Origin of the sequence: Flavobacterium sp., from assembly GCF_031422135.1 — a bacterium.
Taxonomy (GTDB): domain Bacteria; phylum Bacteroidota; class Bacteroidia; order Flavobacteriales; family Flavobacteriaceae; genus Flavobacterium.
The window spans coordinates 38,114-62,158 of sequence record NZ_JANOQD010000068.1 but is presented as its reverse complement, the minus strand read 5'-3'; the positions used below and the strand labels follow the sequence as shown (position 1 = coordinate 62,158).

Below are 24,045 nucleotides of genomic sequence, written 5' to 3'. Positions count from 1 at the left end.
ACAATATGAAAAAATTAAAAGTAATGACGGTCGTTGGAACCCGTCCAGAAATAATACGTTTGTCTAGAGTGCTTATGGCATTAGACGAATCTGAAGCAATTGAACATATTATTGTTCATACAGGTCAAAATTATGATTACGAACTCAATCAAATTTTCTTTGATGATTTAGGACTTAGAAAACCAGATTATTTCTTGGAAGCTGCTGGAAAAACAGCGACTGAAACGGTTGGTAATATTTTAATAAAAATTGATCCATTGCTAGAAGATATCCTACCCGATGCATTTTTAGTTTTAGGAGATACCAACAGTTGTTTGTGCGCTATTCCTGCCAAAAAAAGACAAATCCCCATTTTTCACATGGAAGCAGGAAACCGTTGTTTTGACCAGCGAGTTCCAGAAGAAACCAATCGTAAAATTGTAGACCACACCTCAGACATTAATTTGACTTACAGCGACATAGCTAGAGAATATTTATTGCGGGAAGGTTTGCCAGCCGATAGAATTATCAAAACAGGTTCGCCTATGTTTGAAGTGCTACATCATTATTTACCACAAATTGAAAAATCCGATGTGTTGTCAAGATTGAATCTTGAAGAAGGAAAATATTTTGTAGTATCCTCACATAGAGAAGAAAATATCAATTCTGAGAAAAATTTTAGAGGTTTAATGGAAAGTTTGAATCAAATAGCCGAAAAATTTGGCTATCCAATAATCGTTTCTACACATCCAAGAACTAGAAATATGATTGATAAAATGCAAATCCAAGTGCGACCTGAAGTTCAGTTTTTAAAACCACTAGGGTTTCACGATTATAATGCATTGCAAATGCGATCGTATGCTGTTTTATCTGATAGTGGTACCATTTCTGAAGAAAGCTCTACACTTAATTTCAGAGCGTTAAACATTCGTGATGCTCACGAAAGACCAGAAGCTATGGAAGAGGCATCGGTTATGATGGTAGGATTGTCGCCTGAAAGAATTATGCAAGGATTAGTACAATTACAGCAACAAGAAGTAGGTAAAAATAGAAATTTCAGAAGCGTAGCAGATTATTCGATGCCTAATGTTTCTCAAAAAATGGTACGAATCATTTTGAGTTATACTGATTATGTAAACAGGGTAGTTTGGAGTAAAAACAACTAAGAATGAATGTATTATTTTTGACATTAGTCGAAATAAATTCCATTCAAGAAAGAGGGATTTATCAAGATTTACTAAGAAAATTTGTAAATGAAGGTCATAATGTGACTATTGTTACTCCCATGGAGAGAAGAAAAAAAGTAGCCACAAATTTGAAAGAAGTTGGCAATGTAAAGCTATTACAAGTAAAAACGCTGAATATACAAAAGACAAATGTTCTTGAAAAAGGAATAGGCACTTTAGCTATTGAATACCAGTATTTAGCTGCTATAAAAAAGTATTTAAGTGATTCTAAATTCGATTTAGTCCTGTATTCAACTCCGCCAATTACTTTTTATAAAGTGATTCATTTTATTAAAAAACGAGATAATGCTTTCGCCTATTTGTTGCTAAAAGATATTTTTCCGCAAAATGCAGTGGATATGAAAATGATAAAAGCAGGAAGCCTTTTGCATAAAATGTTTGTTAAAAAAGAAAAGAAATTATATCAAATATCGGACGCTATAGGGTGTATGTCGCAAGCAAATGTTGATTTTGTATTGCAACACAATCAAGAAATAAAAGCTGAAAAAGTAGAAGTAAATCCCAATTCCATAGAGCCTAAGTTTATAGAGTATTCTGATAATGAAAAAAAGGAAATTCGTGCAAAATACGATTTGCCGTTAGATAAAAAGATTTTGGTCTATGGTGGAAATCTAGGGAAACCGCAAGGACTAGAATTTTTATTAGAAACTATTGAAAAAATTGCTATTGAAAACATTTTTTATTTAATTGTTGGAAATGGGACGGAATTTGATAAAGTTGAAAAATGGTTTTCAAACAACGATCCTAGAAATGCAAAATTGATTCAATCACTTCCTAAAAAGGATTATGATTTATTATTAGGCGCTTGCGATATTGGACTTATTTTTTTGCATAAAGATTTTATTATACCTAATTTTCCATCACGATTGCTATCGTATCTTGAAATGAAAATGCCAGTAATTGCAGCCACGGATGTGAATTCAGATATTGGCAAAGTGATTGAAGAAGCGAACTGTGGCGTATGGGTAGCCACTGGCGCTATTGATGAGATGAAAACAGCAATTCAAAATTGCATTGCAAACACTGATATGATGGGAGAAAATGCCAAAAAATTACTACTAGAAGAATATCACATAGAAGTTTCATATAAAAAAATAACTAATCGATTAGATAATGTACAGTAAGTTTTTTAAAAGGATATTTGATATTTTTGCCTCAATTATAGCTATTGTGATTTTTTCTTCAATATTTATTTTTGTAACAATTGCCTTGTTTTTTGCCAACCAAGGAAAACCATTTTTTTTTCAAGAAAGACCGGGTAAAAAAGGTAAAATTTTTAAGATTATTAAGTTCAAAACTATGAATGACAAAAAAGATTCTTTTGGAAATTTATTGTCAGATGCTGAAAGGTTAACAAATATAGGAAGCTTTGTTCGTAAAACATCACTTGATGAAATTCCACAATTAATTAATGTTTTGAAGGGAGATATGAGTCTAGTAGGACCTCGCCCTTTATTACCACAATACCTACATTTGTATAGCAATTTTCAGAATAGACGGCATGAAGTCAAGCCAGGAATAACAGGTTGGGCACAAGTGAATGGACGTAATGCAATATCTTGGGAAAAAAAATTTGAATATGACGTTTGGTATGTAGAAAATATTTCTTTTAAGATAGATTTTAAAATTATATATTTGACGATTATTAAAGTATTGAAATCAGATGGAATAAATCCAAATGATGTAAGTTTAACTGAACCGTTTATTGGGAACTAATATGGGAGCAACAATAAAGGCAATAGAATATGTTTTTCCAAAGCAGAAAATCTCAAATGACGATTTGCAAAAACAATTCCCCGATTACGATTTTGCTAAATTTGAAGATAAAGTTGGCATAAAAAATAGATATTGGGTTGAAGAAAATGAAACTGCTTTCGATTTAGCAAAAAAAGCATGCTCAAAATTATTTGAAAACTGTAACAAAAATGATATAGACTATATTTTGTATTGTACACAAAGTCCAGAATATTTTTTACCTACAACAGCTTGTATCTTGCAGGGTGAACTTGGTTTAAGAAAAAATATAGGAGCCTTTGATTTTAATTTAGGATGCTCTGGATTTACTTATGGAGTTAGTTTTGCTAAAGCATTAATAAATTCTGGTCAAGCCAAAAATATACTTTTAGTTACTGCCGAAACCTATTCAAAATACTTACATCCTAAAGATCGGTCTAATAGAGCCATTTTTGGAGATGCAGCTGCGGCAACTTTAATTTCGTTTTCTGAAGAAGAAAATATAGGAGAATTTCTCTTTGGTACTGATGGATCTGGTTATGATAAATTGATTGTAAGAAATGGAGCTAGTAAATTTCCATTAGAAGAAAACCCATCGGAAATTGAATATGGCACCGAAAACAAGTATACAAACAATCATTTGTATATGAATGGGCCAGAAGTTTTCAACTTTACAAATGAAGTGATTCCAGATTTCACAAAAGAAGTTTTAGCTAAAAATAATATAGAAACAGATAATGCAAGTCAATATGTGTTTCATCAAGCTAATAAATTTATGCTAAATTTTATGAGAAAAAAACTAAAAATTAATCCAGAAAAATTTTATATAAATTTAGAAGATGGAGGGAATACGGTTTCATGTACTATACCTATTGCTCTAAAAAAATATAGCCAATCAATAAAGACCTCCCAAAATATAATAATTATAGGTTTTGGTGTAGGTTTGTCCTGGTCAGGTGGGCTAATAAATATAAATAACAAATTATAAAAGCAGTATAATATGACAATTCAAGAATTTATAGTAGGATTACAAGAAGAGCTAGAAATCGAAAACAATTTAGAAAACACAACAAATATAAAAGACTTGGACGAGTGGGATTCTATGACCGCAATGCTACTTATAGGATATGTTTCTAATGAGTTTAATGTAACGCTTACTGCAAAGGATTTAGAAGCATTATCAACGATAGATACATTAATAGAAAGAATAGGCGCAGACAAATTTAATTAACTATGACACAAGTTTTCGAAGGTCTTGAAATAAAAGCAATAAGTGCTTGTGTTCCTAAAAATAAAATAGGAAATGATTCTTTTGTTGATTTATTATCACCAAAGGAAATTAGAGTATTCGAGAAAACCGTTGGAATTTTAGAAAGAAGATGGGCTGATAATGCCACAACAGCATCGGATTTAGGACTCAAAGCTGCTGAGAATTTGTTTGAAAAATATAAAATAAATAAAAACGAAATAGATTGTTTGATTTTTTTGAGTCAAACACCAGATTATAAAATTCCGTTTACATCAAATATTTTACAACACAAACTAGGACTCAAACAAGCTACATTGTGCTTAGATATAAACGCTGGTTGTGCTGGTTTTATTCAAGGTTTAAGTACCTCATTTGCATTAGCAAAAACAATAAAAAAAGGTAAAGTACTTTTTATAGTTGCCGAAACCTTATCTAAAATACTATCAAACAAAGATCGAAGTACAACTATGCTTTTTGGCGATGGAGCAGCGGCAGTATTGATAGAAAATACTGAAAATTTAGAAAGTAAATCATTTTTTAATTTCTTCTCGGATGGCAACAATGCTGATGCAATTCAGATTCCAGATGGAGGTTACAGAAATGGAATAACATCTGAAAGTTTATTGAAAAATGAGGACGAAAAAGGGAATTCTAAAAGCAAACTTAACCTTGCTATGGATGGACCAAGAGTTTTTGACTTTACTTTAAGAGAAATTGCCCCTAGTATTGAATCTATCCTTAGATATTCTAATACTCAAAAAAGTGATATTGATTATTTTTTGTTACATCAATCCAATCAATTTATAATCAAGCAAATTGGGGCAAAACTAGATGTTGAAGCAGAAAAAATGCTACTAAACATAGGTAATTTTGGTAATACTAGTGGTGTGTCAATCCCATTATTAATATGCTCAAATTATGAAAAATTAGAAAAAAGCAAAATGATTTTAATGAGTGGATATGGTTCAGGATTAAACTGGGGAAATTGTATGCTAAATATAGCAAAAGCAACGATATTTCCGATAATTGAGATATAAAATATGAAAGCATTAATAAAACCAAATGAATATTTTCAAAAAAGTACTTATGAAGAAGAAAAATCAAAACTTTTCTCTCAGATATGGAATTTTGTAGGATTTATTTCAGATTTTAATCAAGTTAATGATTTTGTAGTTTCAAATGTTTCAGGAACTCCAGTTGTTGTTCAAAATTTAAAGGGAACTATTAGAGCTTTTAAAAATGTATGTTCTCACAGACATTCTATTATTCAAACTACACAAAAAGGCAATAGGCCATTAATGTGTCCTTATCACGGTTGGGCTTATAATGAAAAAGGAATTCCATTTGGCATTCCCAAAAAACCATTATTTAGTTTTACTAATGAAGAATTAGAATGTTTAAAACTTGAAGAATATGAAATTGAAGTTTGTGGGTCATTGGTATTTGTTAGAACAACAAAAAATAAGATTTCATTAAAAGATTTTTTGGGTAATTTTTATCCTGAGATTGAAAAAATGTCTACTAATTTTGGTAAATTAATAGATGTAAATGAAATAGAAATCAAAGCCAATTGGAAAATCATAGTCGAAAACACACTCGAAAGTTACCATGTTGCTTTAATACATTCTGAAACATTTCAAAAATTAGGTGCTCAAGGATTAGATTTTGTTTTTGATAAAAACAACTCTTTATGGGACGCGCCAGTTTTAGTAAAGGAAAACGAAGGCAAGCAAGCAAAGATATACAAACCGTATCAAAAACGAGATTATAAAATAGACGGGTACAAACATTTGATAGTTTTTCCAAATATTTTAATATCATCAACTTATGGCATTTCATTCAATTTATCACATATAATTCCTGTTAGTGAAGGAATATCACTATTTAAAAGTTATGTTTTTGTAACAAAAAAAGATGACGAAGATAAAAATGAAATTATCGAAAAAATGTTTGAAGATTCACTAATTCATTTTAACAGAAAAGTTTTTGATGAAGATAAAGTGATTTGTCAAGAAGTTCAAAAAGGAGTGCAGTACTCAAATTATGACGGACAGTTAAGCGACGAAGAAAGACGAGTAGGTTATTTTCAAGAAAAATACAAACAATATATTCCTGAGGTATTATGATAACTAATAAACAAATACTAATTACTGGTGCAACCTCAGGAATAGGATTGTCTTTGTGCGAATATCTACTAGAAAATAATTGTAAAGTTATTGCAGTAGGTCGTAATGAAGATAAAATTAAGAATTTAAAATCAGACAATTTTACATTTGTAAAACTAGATTTAAATGAGTTTTCTGAATACTCAAAAATATTTGATGAAGCATTAAACGGAGAAAAACTAGATGGTTTTGTGCATTGTGCTGGAATGGAAGAAACCCTGCCAATAACACTTTATACGCCTGAAAAAATTCAAAATATATTTAATATTAATGTTTTCTCAGGCATTGAATTGTTGCGATTTTTTTCTAAGAAAAAATATTCTAATGATGGTTCAAGTGTTGTTTTTATATCGTCAGTAATGGGAGAATTAGGGCAACCTGGTAAAGTGGGATATTGTGCTACAAAATCAGCAATTTTAGGTTTGGTCAAAGCATCAGCATTAGAACTAGCCAAACGAAAATTCAGAGTAAATGCTATCTCGCCAGGTGTAGTAAACACACCTATGACTCAGAAATTATTTTCACAAATTGACCAAGATAATATACAAAGAATAAAAAATATGCATCCATTAGACATTGGTGAGGTAGAAGATGTAATTCCGCTTTTAGCTTTTTTATTGTCAAATAATAGTCGCTGGATAACAGGTCAAAATATAAAAATAGATGGAGGATACTCAATACAATAATAGAAAAATAATAATTATTGGGGCTGGTGGATTAGCAAGAGAGCTAGAAAGTTGGATTAGTTCTGATCAAGAAACTAAAGAGAGCTGTAATATAATTGGATATTTAAATGACGATCTTGAACTAAAACATGTTGGGCTACTACATCCGATTATTAATAAAATTGATTTTTCAATAATTTCAAATGAAAATTTTTTTCTAGTTGGAATTGCGGATTGTGTTTTTAAAGAAAAACTATCTATTGAAGCAAAAAAATATGGGATTAAATTCGAATCCTATATTCATAATACGTCATTAATTGGATCACGTACAACTTTGGGTACAGGAATAGTGATGTTGCCCTACTCTATAGTATCGTGCGATGCAATAATTGGTGATTTAGTGTTTATAAATAATGGTTCGCAAATAGGGCACGATGTAATTATTGGTGATTATTGTAGTATTATGGCTAATGTAGATATTGGAGGTGGTGCCCAAATAGGAAAAAATGTATTAATAGGTTCAAATGCTGTAATACTTCCAGGTGTAAAAATACCCGAAAATACTGTAGTTGGAGCAGGTTCTGTGGTTGTTAAATCTATTAAACAATCAGGCAGTTATTTTGGCAACCCAGCAAAAAAAATATTTTAATATGAATAACACTAAAATATGGCTTTCCTCTCCACATATGGGTGGAGCAGAACAAAGCTTTGTAAACGAAGCATTCGATACTAACTGGGTAGCGCCTTTAGGACCTAATGTAAATGGTTTTGAAAACGATTTACAGGATTATATAGGTCAAGATAGTTGTGTGGCTGCTTTAAGTTCAGGAACCGCAGCAATACATCTAGGACTTATTTTGTTAGGAGTTCAGGCTGGAGACGAGGTAATTTGTCAAAGTTTTACATTTTCTGCTTCGGCAAATCCTATTATGTATCTTGGAGCAACTCCGGTTTTTATTGATAGTGAGGTTGATACTTGGAATATGTGTCCAAAATTTTTAGAAGAAGCAATTTTAGATAGAATTTCAATAAGCAAAAAACCAAAAGCAATTATAGCGGTACATTTATACGGAATGCCTTGCAAAGTTGACGAGATAAAAGCAATAGCTGTAAAATATGAAATACCTATTATTGAAGATAGTGCAGAAGCTTTAGGAAGTTCCTACAAAGGACAAAAATGTGGTACTTTTGGTGATATTGGTATTTTATCTTTCAATGGTAATAAAATCATAACAACATCGGGTGGTGGAGCATTAGTTACAAAAAACAAAAAGATAAAGGAGAAAGCAATTTTTCTATCAACACAAGCAAGAGACAATGCACCGCATTATCAACATAGTGAAGTGGGTTACAATTATAGAATGAGTAATATTTGTGCAGGAATAGGTCGTGGACAAATGCAAGTCTTAGATAAACACGTTGGTTTAAGAAGGGATATGCATCATTTTTATACTGATCTGTTTAAAAATAATGAAGGCGTAAGTATTTTAACGGAACCAAATGCTGATTATTTTTCTAACCATTGGCTTTCTGCAATATTAATTGATCCAACCAAAACGAACGGAAAAACCAGAGACGACTTGAGGTTGTTTCTTGAAAAAGAAAACATAGAAACAAGACCGTTATGGAAACCAATGCACTTGCAACCCGTTTTTGAGAAATATCCATTTTATGGAAATGGAATTGCAGGTCAATTATTCGAAAACGGATTGTGTTTACCATCAGGATCCAATACAACTGTTGAGGAAAAAAACAGGATATACAAAAGACTTCAATGTTTTTTTTAGTATCTTGTGCCTTAATTTGTATTAGTCTCAAGTAAAAAAGTCAAATAAATTACCTCAAAATTAAAATAGATTACTTTGGAGATTGAAGAAAAAAATAAAATAAAATCTTTTATACATCATATACTAATGTCAAGTAGATCTGAATTTAGTTTAAAAAATTTAGGGTATTTGCCTAGATGGGTTATTCTGTTAATTGATGTTTTTGCTATTTTTTCTTCAGGAATAGTTACTTTTTTTTTATTTAGAGGTCTTGGTTTACAATATTATAAAGCCACAGATGAAGGATGGAAAATACTATTATATTTTGTAACAAATATATTTTTCTTTTGGTGGTTTAAAACCTATTCTGGAATTATTCGACACTCCTCATTTATAGATGCTATAAAAATCGTTTTTTCACAAACTGGGACTTTACTAGTTTTGATCATAGTAAACATAGGATATTCTGTTATTTTAAAGGAAAATTTATTCATAACAACGGCATTGTTGATTAATATAATTTTTTCATTTTGTCTTTTATTTCTATATCGCGTTCTTGTAAAACAAATATTTGAAGTCTATTTCAAAGGAATTCAAAACGGAAAGCTAGTAAATGCATTGGTTTACGGAGCAGATGCAAACGCTATATCAGTATCCAATGCTTTAATTTCTGAAAGACCAACACGATTTAAACTTGTTGGATTTGTAGATAAGTATAGTAATAATGCATCTAAACGAATATTAGATTTACCTATTGTTAATCTGAAAAAGAAAATTTCGGTTATTATGCGTTCTATGGATGCTGAGGCACTTATTATAGCTGACAAAGGATTGTCTAAAGATGAACAACTCGCTATTGTTGATGAATGTCTAGAATACAATCTAAAAGTGTATACCGTTCCGCTTATAACCGATTGGGAAAATCAAAAAGAAATATCCCGAAAAATTAAAAGTTTTCAAATTGAAGATTTACTAGACCGGAAACCGATAGTTTTAGATAATAAATCGATATCCTCTCAGTTAAAAAACAAAACTGTTTTGATTACTGGAGCAGCAGGATCAATAGGAAGTGAGATTGTAAGACAGGTAATAGATTTTAATCCAAACTTGATTTTAATTCTTGATCAAGCAGAAACACCATTGCATAATTTAACACTTGAAATTCAAAAAATTGATTGTAAAGTAAAAATTATTTCAATCATTGCAGATATTAGAGATAAAACTGGGTTAGAAAAAATTTTTAACAACTATAAGCCTAATTTAATATACCATGCAGCGGCATACAAACATGTGCCTTTAATGGAAGAAAATCCATCTCAAGCCATATTTGTAAATGTATTAGGAACAAAAAATTTAGCCGATTTAGCCATTCAGTTTGGAGTAGAAAAATTTGTTATGGTTTCTACCGATAAGGCTGTAAACCCAAGCAATGTTATGGGAGCAAGCAAGCGTATCGCTGAAAAGTATGTGCAATCACTATATTTTAATGAATTAAAGAAAAATGCCGACACAACAAAATTCATAACAACACGTTTTGGAAATGTATTAGGTTCAAACGGCTCAGTAGTACCGTTATTCTCGAAACAAATTGCCGAAGGTGGCCCACTAACAATAACACACGAAGACATAATAAGATACTTTATGACTATTCCAGAAGCGTGTCAACTGGTTCTTGAAGCAGGTGCTATGGGGTGTGGTGGTGAGATTTATATCTTTGATATGGGAAAACCAGTCAAAATTTATGACTTAGCAAAAAAAATGATACGTTTAGCAGGTTTTGTGCCTGAAAAGGATATTAAAATAAAAGTTATTGGGCTTCGTCCAGGAGAAAAATTGTATGAAGAATTGTTAAACAACAATTCAAAGACATTGCCAACTCATCATGAAAAAATAATGGTAGCTCAAGAAGTAATTGACGATTTTCCTGAAATTAAATCTGCAATAGACGATATCCTAATAGCTACTAACAACTATGAGGATAATGAAATAGTTGTGAAAATGAAAAAAATAGTACCAGAGTTCAAAAGTATGAACTCTACATTCGAAATCTTAGACAATTAAATTCACCTAAAAAAATAGCATTTTATTTTAAAAATGTATCTTTGCCGAAACTTTCAAAATATGGAAAAAAGTATTTTTTATAAATTTTTTGTAGTACTAATTTTAATTTTTTGTTTTACTTCATGTAAGTCCACAAAAAAAATTGCGTACTACCAAAATTTAGAGAGCCTAAATACAAGCAACACTCAGGTTAACTTCGAATCTACAATTCAGTCTGACGATTTGTTAATGATAGTGGTATCTGCAATGGATCAGGAAGCTGCAGCAGCTTTTAACTTAGAAACTATTGTTGTTCCAACGCCCATTGGACAAGGACAATTAGCCCAGAGACAACAACAATTGTATTTAGTGGATAATTTAGGTAATATTGAATTTCCAGTTTTAGGGTCAATAAATATTAAAAATAAAACGAAATCAGAAATTATTATATTACTTAAACAAAAGCTAAGTACTTATATTAAAAATCCAATTGTGAACATTAGAATTATGAATTATAAAGTCACAATTCAAGGAGAAGTTTTACGTCCTGGAAGTTATCCAATAAGTAGTGAAAGAATCACACTTCCTGAGGCTTTAAGTTTAGCTGGAGATTTAACAATATATGGTAAAAGAGATAATATCATTTTAATTAGGGAAACTAACGGAAAAAAATCTTATAATATTATTGATATAACCAAACCTGATTTTATCAATTCGCCTTTTTACTACATGTCACAAAATGACCTAATATATGTAGAGCCTAATAAAGCAAAAAAAAATACTTCCACTGGGTTTAATCAAAATATTCCAGTGATAATAGCTGTATTAAGTCTTGTAACTTCAGCAATATTTTCAATCATTGCAATAAATCAAAAATAATAATTTATGAATAATATATTAGCCAATAATGATGAGCTGTCTTTTAATTTAAAAGATAAGTTTTTAAAATTCAGCAAACATTGGAAATGGTTTCTATTAAGTCTATTATTATGTCTAATTATTGCAAAATTTTATCTAAGATATTCCAAATCAATATACAAAGCGACTACAACGCTTTTGGTAAAAAGTGACAATTCTGGTTCAAACCTTTCAGAGCTTTCTGCTTTTAAAGATTTAGATATGTTTTCTAGTAATGATAACAATATCGAAGATGAAATAGAGATTTTAAAATCAAGAAGTCTTGTCGGAAAAACTATAAAAGAAGGAGAGTTTAATATATATTATATAGCCGAAGGGCGAATAAAATCATCAGATGCATATAATAATAATCCTATTAAAGTTGATTTTAAAGAAAAAAACGATACTTTTTATAAAAGAGATACAATAATAAATGTCGAAATAGTTTCACCTGTAAAGTTTGAATTGTTAAATGAAAAAAATGTTTCATTAGGCTTTTATAAATTTGGACAAACTATAACGTCAGAAGTTTTAGGAGATTTTATGGTATCAAAAAGGGATGTGTATGACCAATACAATCGTTTGCAAAAAATCAAGCCAGCTCGAATTTCTGTAAGTCTAAATTCAATAGAAATTATAACGGATGTAATGATTGGTAAATTAAGTATTGCATCACTAACGAAGTACTCTAATATTTTGCAAATAACCTGTGTGGATGAAGTGAGTGAAAAAGCGGAAGATTTTTTAGATTTATTAGTGGCTATCTACAATAGGGATGCAATTGCAGATAAGAATATGATATCTGAAAAAACAGCAAAATTTATAAACGAAAGGTTAGAAATTATAACAGGAGAGTTAGGTAGCGTAGAAAAGCAAGTAGAGACATACAAAAAGAGAAATGATATTACAGACATAGTTTCGGAATCCGAAATTTATTTAAAAAGCGAAAACGAATTTAAAACAAATTCTTTAGCAGTCAATACGCAATCTCAAGTGGTAGATATGATGCTTAATTATATGAAGAAGAGTAAAGATTCAGATATAATTCCAGCAAACATAGTTCCTGACGACAATAATTCAGGATCTCTTATAAACGAATATAACAAATTAATTATAGAAAAAGAAAGAATTTTAAAAAGTTCGACATCCGAAAACCCAACTGTAATTCGGCTTAGTGAACAGATACGTGCCTATAAATCAAGTATTATAGAAAGTTTGTCAAAACAAAAAGCATCTTTATCTGTAAAGACTAAAGATATTGGAGATTTATCAAATGCTATTGGAAGTCGAATTTCAAAAATTCCACTACAAGAACGTGAGTTTAGAGGTATTTTTAGACAACAACAAATAAAAGAAGAACTGTATTTATATCTATTTAAAAAGCGAGAAGAAACCGCAATTACACTTGCGGCAAGTGCTCCAATATCTAAAGTTGTGGATGAGGCATATTCTAAAAAATCACCTATTTCTCCAAAGAGAGAATTAATTTATATGATGGCATTTGCTTTAGGCCTTTTGATTCCTTTTTCAATAATATATCTTTCAAATTTATTGGATACAAAAGTAAAAGACCGACATGATATCAATACTCATTTAACAATTCCATTCATAGGTGATGTACCTCATTCTGAACACAATAATGAAATAATGCAGTCTTCAAGTAGAACAAGTACCGCTGAGGCCATACGAATTGTCAGAACCAATTTAGAATTTATTCTCAACGATATTGATGATAATAAGGCTAAAACAATATTTTTGACATCAACATTGCCAAAAGAAGGAAAAACATTTATTGCAGTAAATCTTGCCGCAACAATTGCTATTTCTGGTAAGAAAGTATTGCTCATAGGAATGGATATTAGAAATCCTAAACTGGATGAGTATATTAAACTACCAACCCGTGGACTTACAAACTATTTGTCATCAAACGATGCTAATATTAAAGATTTTATTGTAAACCAAAAAGGATATGAAAACTTTGACATACTTCCAGCGGGCGTCATTCCACCAAATCCAGCAGAATTGTTAATGAGTAAAAAAGTAGAAGTATTATTTAATGATTTGAAAACACAATACGATTATATTGTAGTTGATACCGCACCAGTTAGTTTGGTTACAGATACGCTATTAATTTCTAAAAATGCAGATGCCTTTGTTTACGTTGTGCGATCAAACTATTTAGAAAAAGAATTGTTAAGAATACCAGAGACTTTATACCTTGAAAAGAAACTTCCTAATATGTCAGTATTACTAAATGATACTGATACCACAAACGGATATGGATACGGATATGGTCAAGAGATTATTAAAATACCGTGGTACAAAAAAATATTTAATTTTTCATTTTTCGGATAATTTTCAAATAAAAAAGAGGCATTCGCCTCTTTTTTATTGATTAAAAAACTGATTATTAGCAATCGCTTCTTCTAGTGGTTTCGTGTCCTTAATCAAAACATTTTTGTAAAAAGAATCAATGTGGTTTTTATGGTGCACATCAGATCCTACATAATCAATTAAACCTTTTTCGAGAAGTTTTTTGGCGGTTTCTGTGACAGATTCTCCATAATAGCCTACTGTTGAGAGTAAGTTCAATTGAAACAAACAACCCGCATTTTTTAGTTTCAAATATTCGTTGAAGTTGTTGTGATAAAACAAATAACGTTCAGGATGCGCTAACAAAGGTTTGTATCCAGCCACTTGCAAATCAAAAATAATATCATAAAGTTGAATTGGAGCATTTAAATAGGACATTTCAACCAAAACAATATTGTCTTTCAATGTTAGAATTTCTCCTTTTTTAACCAATGCTACAAAATGATCATTCATTAAGTATTCAGCAGCTGCTTTAATCGGTATAGAAATGTCTTTTGCACTTAAAATGTTTTTGGTGTCAACTTCGAGATTTTGAATTCCATCTCTAGTATTGTCCCACAAGCCACTATAAATATGTGGTGTAGTGATTATACTTGCAATTCCTATTTTTTGTAATTCAGAAATTAAAAAAAAAGTATCATCAGTCGTTTTGGCACCGTCATCAATTCCTGGTAATAAATGAGAATGAATGTCAATATAATCAGTTGGAATTAAATCCTTTAGTAGCGTTTTATTTTTCTTTAAAAAAAACAATTTTTTTCATTTAAAAATTAGAGTGCAAAAGTATAATTAATATTCCTACAATCGCAATTCATTACGATACTTTTAGCATTTTTTATACTCTATATGAAATTTAATTTATAGATTTACGGTGCTAATATGTAGTGCGATTAATGGTGCAAAAAAATAAAAAGAATAAAGAAAACTGGCTGTTTGAAATCACATCTGAAAGAGGTTTATTTGAACTCGATGTAAAGGAATTGTGGCGTTATAGAGATTTGCTTTTTCTTTTTGTGAAACGAGATATTGTAACTTTTTACAAGCAGACAATTCTAGGACCATTGTGGTTTATTATTCAACCTCTAATTACCTCATTAATACAGTTTGTAATATTTAGTAAAATTTCAAACATACCTTCAGATGGTGTTCCTTATTTTTTATTTGTTCTAGCAGGAAATGTGCTTTGGTTTTATTTCTCTGATTGTTTCAAAGCCACTTCCGAAGTATTTAAAACCAATCAAAATTTATTTGGGAAAGTGTATTTTCCTAGACTGATAATGCCATTTGCAATAGTGTTTTCTAATTTAATCAAGTTTGGAATTCAATTTGTATTTTTTTTATTGGTTTTAGGGTATTGTATGTATAGAGGATATAATGTAGACCCAAACATATATGTGTTGCTTCTGCCCATATTGCTTTTAGTAATGATTCTTTTATCCTTAGGATTGGGAATGATTATAACCTCATTAACCACTAAATATCGTGATTTAACTTTTGTTATAACTTTTGGAATATCCTTATATATGTATGTTACGCCTATTGTATATCCCACTTCATTAGCATTGGAGAAATTGCCAGAATCGCTACATTATTTAGTATATTTAAATCCGCTAACGAGTATTTTTGATTTTTTTAAGTATGCTTTTTTAGGAAGTGGAACATTAAACTTTTTTGGAGTTTTGTATTCCTTTCTATTTTCGGTGTTGGTTTTTTTAACAGGGGTTTTTGTTTTTAACAAAACAGAAAAAAACTTTATAGACGTTATTTAAATATGAATGAAGTAATTCTAAAAGTCGAAAATATATCCAAACAATACCGATTGGGAGAAGTAGGAACAGGAACTATTTCACATGATTTAAACCGTTGGTGGGCAAAAATAAGAAGAAAAGAAGATCCTTTTTTGAAAATTGGAGAAACCAATGATCGAAGTAAGAAAGGCAGTTCCGATTATGTTTGGGCATTACAAGATATCAATTTTGAAGTCAATCGAGGAGAAGTTGTAGGAATAATTGGCAAGAATGGGGCAGGAAAATCTACCTTGCTCAAAATTCTTTCACGAGTTACTTCTCCAACGACGGGAAGTATAAAAACGAGAGGTAGAATTGCCTCTTTGCTAGAAGTAGGTACAGGATTTCATCCAGAAATGACAGGTCGAGAAAACATCTATCTCAACGGAGCCATTTTGGGAATGACCAAAAAAGAAATAACATCAAAAATAGATGAAATTATCGAGTTTTCGGGTTGCGAGCGCTATATTGATACTCCAGTAAAAAGGTATAGTAGTGGGATGACAGTTCGTTTAGCATTTGCCGTAGCGGCACATCTTGATCCAGAAATTTTGGTAGTCGATGAGGTTTTGGCAGTCGGAGATGCTGAGTTTCAGAAAAAAGCCATTGGAAAAATGCAAGACATGTCTCAAGATGGTGGTCGTACAGTTTTGTTTGTAAGTCATAATATGGCAGCAGTTCAAAATTTGTGTCAAAGAGGAATTGTAATGAGAAATGGAAAAGTCTTTTTTCAGGGAAATATAGAAGATTCAATACAAAATTATTTAAAAGACAATTCAACTTTTGAAACTTTATCAAGTTATGATAATAGAATTGGTTCTGGAGTTATAAAAGTAATTGGAGCATCAATATATGGCGAAAGTAAAAATTTAAAACCACAAGTTGGGAGATCATTTCATATTGAATTGGATATTGAAAATCCTCAAGAAATCAATTCTTCTCAAATTTTCTTTGATTTAAAAATAGACGATCAAATGGGACAAAGAATAGCTTGGCTCAGTAACACTATATTTAATAAAGAACTGCAAAATAACGTATGTAAAATAATCTTCAAGATAGATAAACTAAATCTAAATCACGGAGGTTATTATATAAGTACAGATGTTTATGTAGATAGAAAAAGAGCTGACTGGCTTCAAAGTGCTATCTATTTTGAAGTTATAGACGGGGAATATTACAATACTGGACGAGATGTTCCTGTATCCGAAAGTAGAGTATTGTTCGATTTTGATGTAAATTTTTATTAAGATGAAGCACAATCAAGAATCAAGAATTTTTTTTGTATGTGGTGATTTGAATACTCCTACTGGTGGTATAAAGCAAATATACAGGCAAGTGGATGTATTAAATAATAATGGTTTCAATGCGTTTGTACTACACAGATGGTTTGGGTTTAGATGTACTTGGTTTAAAAACGAAACTAAAATTGCCTACTATTTTCCATTGTTTGAAAGTATAGATAGACTACTTGGAATCAAATCCAATCAAAAAGGATTTTTAAATTTACTGTTAAAAATTAAAAAAATCTACACAAAAGGTATTAAAGAGAATGTTTTAAAAATAAAAAATAAATCAAAAAACATTTCAATAAAACAGGATGATATTTTTGTTTTTCCTGAAGTATTCGGACCAAACGTTGCTGATTTAATATTAAATAACTCTAAAATAATTTATAATCAAGGTGCATATCAAACCTTTTTTCACTACGGATTAGATTTAAAAAATAAAAAATCACCCTATTTAAATGAAAAATTAATAGCAACTATAGTCAATTCTGAAAATGCAAAAGAATATATGAACTATGCTTTTCCAAAAATGAAAGTGAATAGAGTGCGTTATGGTATAGATGCTAAAAACTTTTGTTTTAACGAAAACAAAAAAAGAAAAATTGCTTTTATGCCAAGACGTCTGCGTCCAGATTTGCTTCAAGTGATTAATATTCTAAAATTTAGAGGAGTTTTGGAAAATTGGGAGCTTATTGAAATTCATAATATGAATGAAATCGAAGTAGCAAACAATTTAAAAAACTGTGCGTTTTTCTTGAGTTTTAGCATAAATGAAGGATTTGGAATGCCACCAGCAGAAGCTATGGCGTGCGGTTGTGTTGTGGTTGGTTACGCCGGAAAAGGAGGAAAAGAGTTTTTTAAAGAAGATTTTTGTTATCCAATAGAAGATCGTGATGTAATTGCTTTTGCGAAAACACTTGAAAAAGTTATTAAAGAATATGAATTTGATGATAAACCATTTTTAGAAAAAGGAAAAAAAGCGTCAGAATTTATTCTTTCAGAATACAGTATGGAAATGGAACAGAAAACGATTGTAGATAGTTGGAGAGAAATACTAAATTAAATGCCAAAAGTCACAATAATTATTCCTAGTTATAACCACAATGCGTTTTTAATTGATCGATTAGAAACAATTGTTAGTCAGACTTATAAAGACTGGGAAGCTATTGTTATTGACGATAAATCTACGGACAACAGTGTAGCGATTATTGAAAAATTTATAGAAAAAAATCCAAGTTTTAAAGTAAAACATTTTATTATAAATACCCAAAATTCTGGAAGTGGTTATACTTCTTGGGAAAAAGGAATAGAACTAGCTGAGACTGATTATATCTGGATTGCAGAAACCGATGATTATTCTGAACCAACGTTTTTAGAAGAACAAATTTCAGTTTTAGAACAAAATAAAAATGCTGCCTTGAGTTTTTGTGTCAGTAATTATGTTGAAGATGGAAAAATCAGGTACGATTCAACAAAACGCACCAAAGATTTGAATGTAATAGATGGAGAAAATAAAGTTTTTAATGGAAAGGTGTTCATCGACAGAATGCCTTTCAATACCTACATTACCAATGGAAGCGCTGTAGTTTTTAGAAAACCTTTAAACCCAATTCCTAAAGCTATTTTTAATAATAGACAAACGTCAGATTTATTTTTTTGGACTTTTTTACTTCAAAATGCTGATTTTATTTTTTTAAATAAAGCGTTAAATTATTTCAGAAGACATTCAGATTCAACAACAACCAAGATGAATTTGGTAGAACAAAAAAACATTTACATTGAAAAAATTAAGTATCTCAATTTTTTCAATCAAACTCATAAATTCCCTCTTTTTTTGAAACACTATTTTGAGAATTATGTATGGCAGAATAAGCGTAAAGTTTCCGATACAAAATTTTTAAATAACCTAGAGAATGTTCCTCAAATAAAAACAAAATATTACTTTTATTTAGTCAAGTTTTTTATTCATAAAATGATGAAAAGAGTATGGATATAATTGAAAAAATTGTAATATCTATAATAATCCCAACCTATAAAAGAACAGATTATTTGAAACTAACGCTTCAAAGTGTTTTAAATCAAACTTTTCAGAGTTTTGAAATTATAGTGGTAGATGATGGCTCACCAACTGATGAGAACGAAAAGATTTGTTCGCAATATGCTAAAATTAAATACATAAAAATCAAAAACAGCGGTGGTCCAGCAAAACCAAGAAATATTGGAATCAAAGCCGCTAAAGGCAAATACATTGCTTTTGTTGACGATGATGATATATGGTTGCCCACAAAGCTAGAAAAACAAGTCGCCATTTTGGAACAAAATCCTGACTTTGGATTAGTGCATTCCTGTTGCGAACTTATTGATGAAAAGGGTATTACAAAAAATGAAATAATAGGAAGACCTGGAACGCCAGATGTCAAACACGGCGATGTTTCGATGAGAATGATGGGAAATTGGACGGTTATGATGCCAACACCATTAGTAAGGAAAGAAGTACTAGATAAAGTAGGTTTTTTTAACGAAGAAATGCCGCCAGCAGGAGAGGATGTAGAATATTGGACAAGAACTTCGTTTTATACTAAATTTTATTATCTTGTTGAACCATTAGTTCAATATCGGGTACATAGTAATAATATTTCAAACGAAAAGGCAAAATACTTGCAATTACCATTATATTTGAAATTTGTTTTAAAACAACAATTGGAGTTAAAAAGAATTGATAAAAAACAATTTCAGTTACTTTTTAATAATTTGTGTAAAATGCAAATTAGAACAATAAAAACTAGTTTTTTTAAAACAATTAAATATTTATTTATATTAGACTTTTTTTGGATTTTCAAATTCAATAATATTAAAATGATGATATATATTCTTTTTATAAAAAACACACATTAAATGAACTCAACAATACTCATAACAGGCGGAGCAGGCAATGTAGGAAGTGCCATTGCAAATAAACTATCAGAAAATCCAAACAATTTTATTGTTATTGTGGACAATCTCTCCACAGGAAGCGCATCAAAAATCCCTCAAAAGCCGAACGTAAAATTTATTAAAGCCAATGCTAATAACTATAATGATATAGTTCCTATTTTTGGACGATACAATTTTGACTATGTATTTCATTATGCAGCAACAGTTGGAGTAAAAAGGACGCTTGAAAATCCAATGATGGTTCTAGAAGATATTGAAGGGATTAAAAATGTCCTATCCTTATCAAAAAATTCAGGAGTTAAACGGGTTTTTTATTCCAGTTCCTCAGAAGTATATGGTGAACCATTCGAGATTCCTCAAAACGAAAAAACAACACCGCTAAATTCAAGATTGCCCTATGCCATAGTTAAAAATGTTGGAGAAGCATTCTTTAAATCCTATTATCAAGAGTACGGTTTAGAATATACTATTTTTAGATTTTTCAACACCTATGGGCCTAATCAAAGTGAAGATTTTGTGGTGCCACGATTTATTAAAGCAGCACTCAAAAACGAGCCAATATACTTGTACGGAGACGGTTTGCAAACCCGTTCTTTTTGTTATGTAGACGATAATATTGATACGTGTATCAAAGCAATGAACGATGAAAATTGCAAAAATGAAGTGTTAAATGTAGGAAGTGACATCGAAATGACGATTCTAGATTTAGCGCAAAGGATAATCGCTATTTCCAAATCCAAATCGAAACTAATTCATTTGCCACCATTAGAAGAAGGCGATATGACCAGAAGGTGTCCTGATACAAACAAAATGAAAGCAATACTTGGGCGAGAATTAATTTCATTAGAAGATGGAATTACAAAACTTATAAACCATTATGAGAATAGGAAGTAATCCAAATATTCATAAAACTATTGATTTATCAAGTAAATCACATAGAGTTATTATTCCTGTATACATACCAAATGCGGAAGGATATTTTACTGATGCTTTTGCTGTTTTTAAAGTTTGTATTGCCTCTTTGCTAAAAACAATAAATGAAGATACAGTTATCACATTAATATCTAATGCATCATCTGATGAAGTGAACCAATACATTTATCAACTTTGGAAAGATAAAAAAATTGATAAAGCAGTATTCAATAAAGAAAATGTAGGGAAAATGAATGCCATTATTGCCGAAACTCGTGCCAGTTTCGAAGAATTCATAACCTATTCCGATGCGGATGTTTTTTTTGATAAAGGATGGCTAAAAGAAACGTTTTCTATTTTTAAAAATTTCTCAAAAGCGGGTTTTGTTTCTATGAATCCAATGCCAGGAAGCTATGGGTATGCTTCTTCGGCAATAATAGATGCTTTTTTTTCGGGCAATATAAAAATCTCTCAGTCAAGCACAGTTTGTGACTTTCAAGATTTAGAGCATTTTCACAAAAGTATTGGTAGAGACCATCAAGCAACAGAGGAACTATACGATAAACAAATTATTTATTTTACTAAAAATGATGTAAGCACTTTAGTAGGAGCTGGACATTTTTGTTGCACGATTAGAAAAACACCAACACTTAAATATGTCCCTATTAAAAAATCAAACATTGCAGTATCTGGAGGTTCTGAAACCATATATTTAGATTTGCCTTTTGAAAAAACAGGCTTGTGGAAGCTTTCGTCAACAAAATCATACGTTTGGCATATGGGTAATGTTTTAGAAAAAGAATGGTCAACTAAAAAATTAGAAAGTATTTCAAGCTTCAAGGAAGAAAATTTCAGCTTCCATTCCTGTATGTCATACTCAAAATTTTTAGTGTCAAATTGGATTCCTAATCCACTTAAATCAAAAGTAGTTGGTATTATCAAAAAAATTAAAGCTATAAAATAACTATGGTAATAAATTCAAATAATCAACAGGTCAAATACCTATTTCTAGGCATTGTTTTCTTGTTTTTATTTTTCAAGTATATTGAAATTGGTAATTTATATATTTTTAATGGTGATGGACCTTGGAGTTTGAGTCAAACACTATCTATGTTGAATAATGAATGGGGCTGGAGTCGATTTGCTCACGAACCTGACGGACAAATATATCAGAATTATTCCTATGCTATACTATTTTATATTCCATTTAAACTTTTTGGAGTATCGCATTACAGTTATTTATCTGCCTATTTTTTTTATTTAATCCTAACGCTTATAGGCATTTATAAAATTTTTAAAGGAAATTCATTTCTGCAATTTTTTGTAAGTATGTTTTTTGTATCTAGTGTCTATACCTATAATTTTAGATTTGAGGCTTTGGCTATTGTATTTATGGTTTGGGGATTGTATTTTATTTTCAAAAAAGGCAAGTGGATTTACCTTGCTTTCTTCTTATTTTCTTGGGCGGCATTAATACATCCAGCAACATTTGTGGCCTTATTTTTTGTAATAGGTCATTATTTGTATCTTGAAAAAAAACTCTTAGATTATAAAACCATTGGTTTGTATCTGATGGTTTTTGTTTTTTTTGTATTTCTTCTCTTAGGATTTGACATTAATAATTTATTAGATCCCATTTTTGTAAGACCAGAATTAAAACAACGATTTCTAGTAATACGCCCAGAAAACATTATCAAATGGTTAACACTGTCTGGAGTTTTTGTCTGGGGAATTATTGTCTTAATCAGAAAAACTTCAATAGTCTCAGTAGTATTTGTGGGATTGAATATTATGGTATATTTGATTTTCAAAAAAAGTTATTATTATCCTTACCTGCTTTTACATATCATACTTTTGTTGTATTACAAAAGAAATGAAATTACAATACATCCTATATTCAAAATAGGATTTTACATTCATTTACTAGTTTTTGGAGTATTGTTTTTTATTTTTCCAGTTTATAAATCCTATGAGAATCCTGAATATGGCAAAACAATGCGTAATAATGTGGAGTATTTGACAAAAATATCACAAAAAATGTTTCCAAATCAAAGGATTTATGTTGAAAAAGAACTGATAATGGGTATTTCCAATAACAAAAATGCTAGATTGTATTTGAACGAATACAGTGATTATTACAACGGATCGCCTAAAATAAATTTAAACCAAAAGGATAAAATCTATTTTTTTAGACAAAAACAATTGGAAAGTTTTAAGGAAAAAATGGCTTCCGTCATCTATCAAAAAAAAGTAATAATTCGTCAAATTCACAAACCCGTCAAAGGAATTTTAGCTTTCAAAGGACGAAGCGATGGAATAGGACTTTGGGAAATTAGCGTTAACTAAATAATTATGAAAACCATTGCCATAATACCAGCTCGTGGCGGTTCTAAAAGACTCCCAGAAAAAAACATCAAATTATTAGACGGATTGCCACTTATTGCACATAGTATTTTATTTGCGAAAGCCAATTCAGATTGTATAAACGATATTTATGTTTCTACCGATGATCCAAAAATCAAAGAAATAGCCTTACAATTCGGAGCCAAAGTCATCAATCGTCCTGAAAATATTTCTGGCGATTTCGAACCAACAGTTTCAGCACTCAAGCACGTTTTGCAAAATATAGAAGAAGTTGAAAACGTAATTTTATTGCAACCTACTAGTCCGTTACGCCCAGAAAATCTATTAAACGAAGCTTTCGAAATATTTCAAAATCAAAATCTCAATAGTTTATTTACTGTTTCCAGGAATCATCAAAAATTTGGAAAAATCATTGACAATATATTCATTCCTTTTAATTATAAAATCGGTCAACGAAGCCAAGATTTAGAACCACTTTATTTTGAAAATGGGTTGTTGTACATTACAAAAGCAAAATTAATTCTAGAAGATACAATTATTTCCGAAAACGCCTTTCCATTGCAAGTAAATCATATTTTTGCCAATGTCGATATAGACACGCAAGAAGATTTTGATTATGCCGAATATTTACTACATAAATTCTAATT

Annotated in this window: 23 protein-coding genes; 22 read left to right on the top strand and 1 reads right to left on the bottom strand. The window is 30.4% G+C overall.

Going from position 1 to position 24,045, the window contains the following annotated elements; all coding sequences use genetic code 11:
• The first annotated feature begins 5 nt into the window (after positions 1-5).
• The 13 genes from wecB to RMO70_RS09575 all read left to right on the top strand — a co-directional run bounded on the left by wecB (position 6) and on the right by RMO70_RS09575 (position 14,097).
• On the top strand, positions 6-1,145 hold the full coding sequence (gene wecB, locus RMO70_RS09635) for a non-hydrolyzing UDP-N-acetylglucosamine 2-epimerase (protein ID WP_310556229.1): 1,140 nt from the start codon (positions 6-8) through the stop codon (positions 1,143-1,145).
• A gap of 2 nt (positions 1,146-1,147) precedes the next feature.
• Positions 1,148-2,350, top strand: a complete 1,203-nt coding sequence (locus tag RMO70_RS09630; RefSeq protein WP_310556228.1) for a glycosyltransferase family 4 protein — start codon at positions 1,148-1,150, stop codon at positions 2,348-2,350.
• A complete protein-coding gene (locus RMO70_RS09625) occupies positions 2,340-2,942 on the top strand; it encodes a sugar transferase (RefSeq protein ID WP_310556227.1) in 603 nt (200 codons plus the stop codon). The genes RMO70_RS09630 and RMO70_RS09625 overlap by 11 nt, the downstream gene beginning before the upstream one ends.
• 1 nt (position 2,943) lies before the next feature.
• Positions 2,944-3,948 (top strand): ketoacyl-ACP synthase III, encoded by a 1,005-nt coding sequence (locus tag RMO70_RS09620; protein WP_310556226.1) that lies wholly within the window; start codon positions 2,944-2,946, stop codon positions 3,946-3,948.
• Positions 3,949-3,960: 12 nt separating this feature from the next.
• Positions 3,961-4,191 (top strand): phosphopantetheine-binding protein, encoded by a 231-nt coding sequence (locus RMO70_RS09615; protein WP_310556225.1) that lies wholly within the window; start codon positions 3,961-3,963, stop codon positions 4,189-4,191.
• Positions 4,192-4,193: 2 nt separating this feature from the next.
• A complete protein-coding gene (locus RMO70_RS09610) occupies positions 4,194-5,246 on the top strand; it encodes a ketoacyl-ACP synthase III (RefSeq protein ID WP_310556224.1) in 1,053 nt (350 codons plus the stop codon).
• Between the two features lie 3 nt (positions 5,247-5,249).
• A complete protein-coding gene (locus RMO70_RS09605; protein WP_310556223.1) occupies positions 5,250-6,335 on the top strand; it encodes an SRPBCC family protein in 1,086 nt (361 codons plus the stop codon).
• A complete protein-coding gene (locus RMO70_RS09600) occupies positions 6,332-7,060 on the top strand; it encodes an SDR family oxidoreductase (protein ID WP_310556222.1) in 729 nt (242 codons plus the stop codon). The genes RMO70_RS09605 and RMO70_RS09600 overlap by 4 nt, the downstream gene beginning before the upstream one ends.
• Positions 7,038-7,688 carry a NeuD/PglB/VioB family sugar acetyltransferase gene (locus RMO70_RS09595; protein ID WP_310556221.1) on the top strand — a complete coding sequence of 217 codons (651 nt, stop codon included), beginning with the start codon at positions 7,038-7,040 and terminating at the stop codon, positions 7,686-7,688. The genes RMO70_RS09600 and RMO70_RS09595 overlap by 23 nt, the downstream gene beginning before the upstream one ends.
• A 1-nt stretch (position 7,689) precedes the next feature.
• Complete coding sequence (locus RMO70_RS09590) at positions 7,690-8,826, top strand: DegT/DnrJ/EryC1/StrS family aminotransferase (RefSeq protein WP_310556220.1); 1,137 nt, start codon at positions 7,690-7,692, stop codon at positions 8,824-8,826.
• A 126-nt stretch (positions 8,827-8,952) separates the two neighbouring features.
• Entirely contained in the window at positions 8,953-10,866 is a 1,914-nt protein-coding gene (locus RMO70_RS09585) for a nucleoside-diphosphate sugar epimerase/dehydratase (RefSeq protein ID WP_310556219.1), read from the top strand.
• Positions 10,867-10,926: 60 nt separating this feature from the next.
• On the top strand, positions 10,927-11,724 hold the full coding sequence (locus RMO70_RS09580; protein WP_310556218.1) for a polysaccharide biosynthesis/export family protein: 798 nt from the start codon (positions 10,927-10,929) through the stop codon (positions 11,722-11,724).
• A gap of 6 nt (positions 11,725-11,730) precedes the next feature.
• Positions 11,731-14,097 (top strand): polysaccharide biosynthesis tyrosine autokinase, encoded by a 2,367-nt coding sequence (locus RMO70_RS09575; protein WP_310556217.1) that lies wholly within the window; start codon positions 11,731-11,733, stop codon positions 14,095-14,097.
• A gap of 33 nt (positions 14,098-14,130) precedes the next feature.
• On the opposite strand, the gene RMO70_RS09570 is transcribed toward RMO70_RS09575, so the two are convergent.
• A complete protein-coding gene (locus RMO70_RS09570) occupies positions 14,131-14,868 on the bottom strand; it encodes a CpsB/CapC family capsule biosynthesis tyrosine phosphatase (RefSeq protein ID WP_310556216.1) in 738 nt (245 codons plus the stop codon).
• Positions 14,869-15,008: 140 nt separating this feature from the next.
• Here RMO70_RS09570 and RMO70_RS09565 point away from each other — a divergent pair, with 140 nt between their 5' ends.
• From RMO70_RS09565 to RMO70_RS09525, 9 genes are read left to right on the top strand one after another with little or no spacing between them, the layout of a single operon-like run.
• Positions 15,009-15,884: an ABC transporter permease gene (locus RMO70_RS09565; protein ID WP_310556215.1), complete on the top strand. Its 876-nt coding sequence runs from the start codon at positions 15,009-15,011 to the stop codon at positions 15,882-15,884.
• Between the two features lie 2 nt (positions 15,885-15,886).
• Positions 15,887-17,149 (top strand): ABC transporter ATP-binding protein, encoded by a 1,263-nt coding sequence (locus RMO70_RS09560; RefSeq protein WP_310556214.1) that lies wholly within the window; start codon positions 15,887-15,889, stop codon positions 17,147-17,149.
• A gap of 1 nt (position 17,150) precedes the next feature.
• Positions 17,151-18,251, top strand: coding sequence for a glycosyltransferase (locus RMO70_RS09555; protein ID WP_310556213.1), 1,101 nt, complete (start codon positions 17,151-17,153; stop codon positions 18,249-18,251).
• Positions 18,252-19,184 (top strand): glycosyltransferase, encoded by a 933-nt coding sequence (locus tag RMO70_RS09550; RefSeq protein ID WP_310556212.1) that lies wholly within the window; start codon positions 18,252-18,254, stop codon positions 19,182-19,184.
• Positions 19,175-20,083: a glycosyltransferase family A protein gene (locus RMO70_RS09545; RefSeq protein ID WP_310556211.1), complete on the top strand. Its 909-nt coding sequence runs from the start codon at positions 19,175-19,177 to the stop codon at positions 20,081-20,083. Before RMO70_RS09550 ends, RMO70_RS09545 begins: the two co-directional genes overlap by 10 nt.
• A complete protein-coding gene (locus RMO70_RS09540; protein WP_310556210.1) occupies positions 20,084-21,016 on the top strand; it encodes an NAD-dependent epimerase/dehydratase family protein in 933 nt (310 codons plus the stop codon).
• A complete protein-coding gene (locus RMO70_RS09535) occupies positions 21,000-21,998 on the top strand; it encodes a glycosyltransferase family A protein (RefSeq protein ID WP_310556209.1) in 999 nt (332 codons plus the stop codon). The genes RMO70_RS09540 and RMO70_RS09535 overlap by 17 nt, the downstream gene beginning before the upstream one ends.
• 2 nt (positions 21,999-22,000) lie before the next feature.
• Positions 22,001-23,380 (top strand): hypothetical protein, encoded by a 1,380-nt coding sequence (locus RMO70_RS09530; protein WP_310556208.1) that lies wholly within the window; start codon positions 22,001-22,003, stop codon positions 23,378-23,380.
• 6 nt (positions 23,381-23,386) lie between these two features.
• Positions 23,387-24,043: an acylneuraminate cytidylyltransferase family protein gene (locus RMO70_RS09525; RefSeq protein ID WP_310556207.1), complete on the top strand. Its 657-nt coding sequence runs from the start codon at positions 23,387-23,389 to the stop codon at positions 24,041-24,043.
• Positions 24,044-24,045 lie beyond the last annotated feature (2 nt).

Excerpts from the sequence above, each read along its gene's own strand:
- wecB (WP_310556229.1), top strand. The coding sequence starts at position 6 with ATGAAAAAATTAAAAGTAATGACGGTCGTTGGAACCCGTCCAGAAATA.
- RMO70_RS09630 (WP_310556228.1), top strand. The coding sequence starts at position 1,148 with ATGAATGTATTATTTTTGACATTAGTCGAAATAAATTCCATTCAAGAA.
- RMO70_RS09625 (WP_310556227.1), top strand. The coding sequence starts at position 2,340 with ATGTACAGTAAGTTTTTTAAAAGGATATTTGATATTTTTGCCTCAATT.
- RMO70_RS09620 (WP_310556226.1), top strand. The coding sequence starts at position 2,944 with ATGGGAGCAACAATAAAGGCAATAGAATATGTTTTTCCAAAGCAGAAA.
- RMO70_RS09615 (WP_310556225.1), top strand. The coding sequence starts at position 3,961 with ATGACAATTCAAGAATTTATAGTAGGATTACAAGAAGAGCTAGAAATC.
- RMO70_RS09610 (WP_310556224.1), top strand. The coding sequence starts at position 4,194 with ATGACACAAGTTTTCGAAGGTCTTGAAATAAAAGCAATAAGTGCTTGT.
- RMO70_RS09605 (WP_310556223.1), top strand. The coding sequence starts at position 5,250 with ATGAAAGCATTAATAAAACCAAATGAATATTTTCAAAAAAGTACTTAT.
- RMO70_RS09600 (WP_310556222.1), top strand. The coding sequence starts at position 6,332 with ATGATAACTAATAAACAAATACTAATTACTGGTGCAACCTCAGGAATA.
- RMO70_RS09595 (WP_310556221.1), top strand. The coding sequence starts at position 7,038 with ATGGAGGATACTCAATACAATAATAGAAAAATAATAATTATTGGGGCT.
- RMO70_RS09590 (WP_310556220.1), top strand. The coding sequence starts at position 7,690 with ATGAATAACACTAAAATATGGCTTTCCTCTCCACATATGGGTGGAGCA.
- RMO70_RS09585 (WP_310556219.1), top strand. The coding sequence starts at position 8,953 with ATGTCAAGTAGATCTGAATTTAGTTTAAAAAATTTAGGGTATTTGCCT.
- RMO70_RS09580 (WP_310556218.1), top strand. The coding sequence starts at position 10,927 with ATGGAAAAAAGTATTTTTTATAAATTTTTTGTAGTACTAATTTTAATT.
- RMO70_RS09575 (WP_310556217.1), top strand. The coding sequence starts at position 11,731 with ATGAATAATATATTAGCCAATAATGATGAGCTGTCTTTTAATTTAAAA.
- RMO70_RS09565 (WP_310556215.1), top strand. The coding sequence starts at position 15,009 with ATGGTGCAAAAAAATAAAAAGAATAAAGAAAACTGGCTGTTTGAAATC.
- RMO70_RS09560 (WP_310556214.1), top strand. The coding sequence starts at position 15,887 with ATGAATGAAGTAATTCTAAAAGTCGAAAATATATCCAAACAATACCGA.
- RMO70_RS09555 (WP_310556213.1), top strand. The coding sequence starts at position 17,151 with ATGAAGCACAATCAAGAATCAAGAATTTTTTTTGTATGTGGTGATTTG.
- RMO70_RS09550 (WP_310556212.1), top strand. The coding sequence starts at position 18,252 with ATGCCAAAAGTCACAATAATTATTCCTAGTTATAACCACAATGCGTTT.
- RMO70_RS09545 (WP_310556211.1), top strand. The coding sequence starts at position 19,175 with ATGGATATAATTGAAAAAATTGTAATATCTATAATAATCCCAACCTAT.
- RMO70_RS09540 (WP_310556210.1), top strand. The coding sequence starts at position 20,084 with ATGAACTCAACAATACTCATAACAGGCGGAGCAGGCAATGTAGGAAGT.
- RMO70_RS09535 (WP_310556209.1), top strand. The coding sequence starts at position 21,000 with ATGAGAATAGGAAGTAATCCAAATATTCATAAAACTATTGATTTATCA.
- RMO70_RS09530 (WP_310556208.1), top strand. The coding sequence starts at position 22,001 with ATGGTAATAAATTCAAATAATCAACAGGTCAAATACCTATTTCTAGGC.
- RMO70_RS09525 (WP_310556207.1), top strand. The coding sequence starts at position 23,387 with ATGAAAACCATTGCCATAATACCAGCTCGTGGCGGTTCTAAAAGACTC.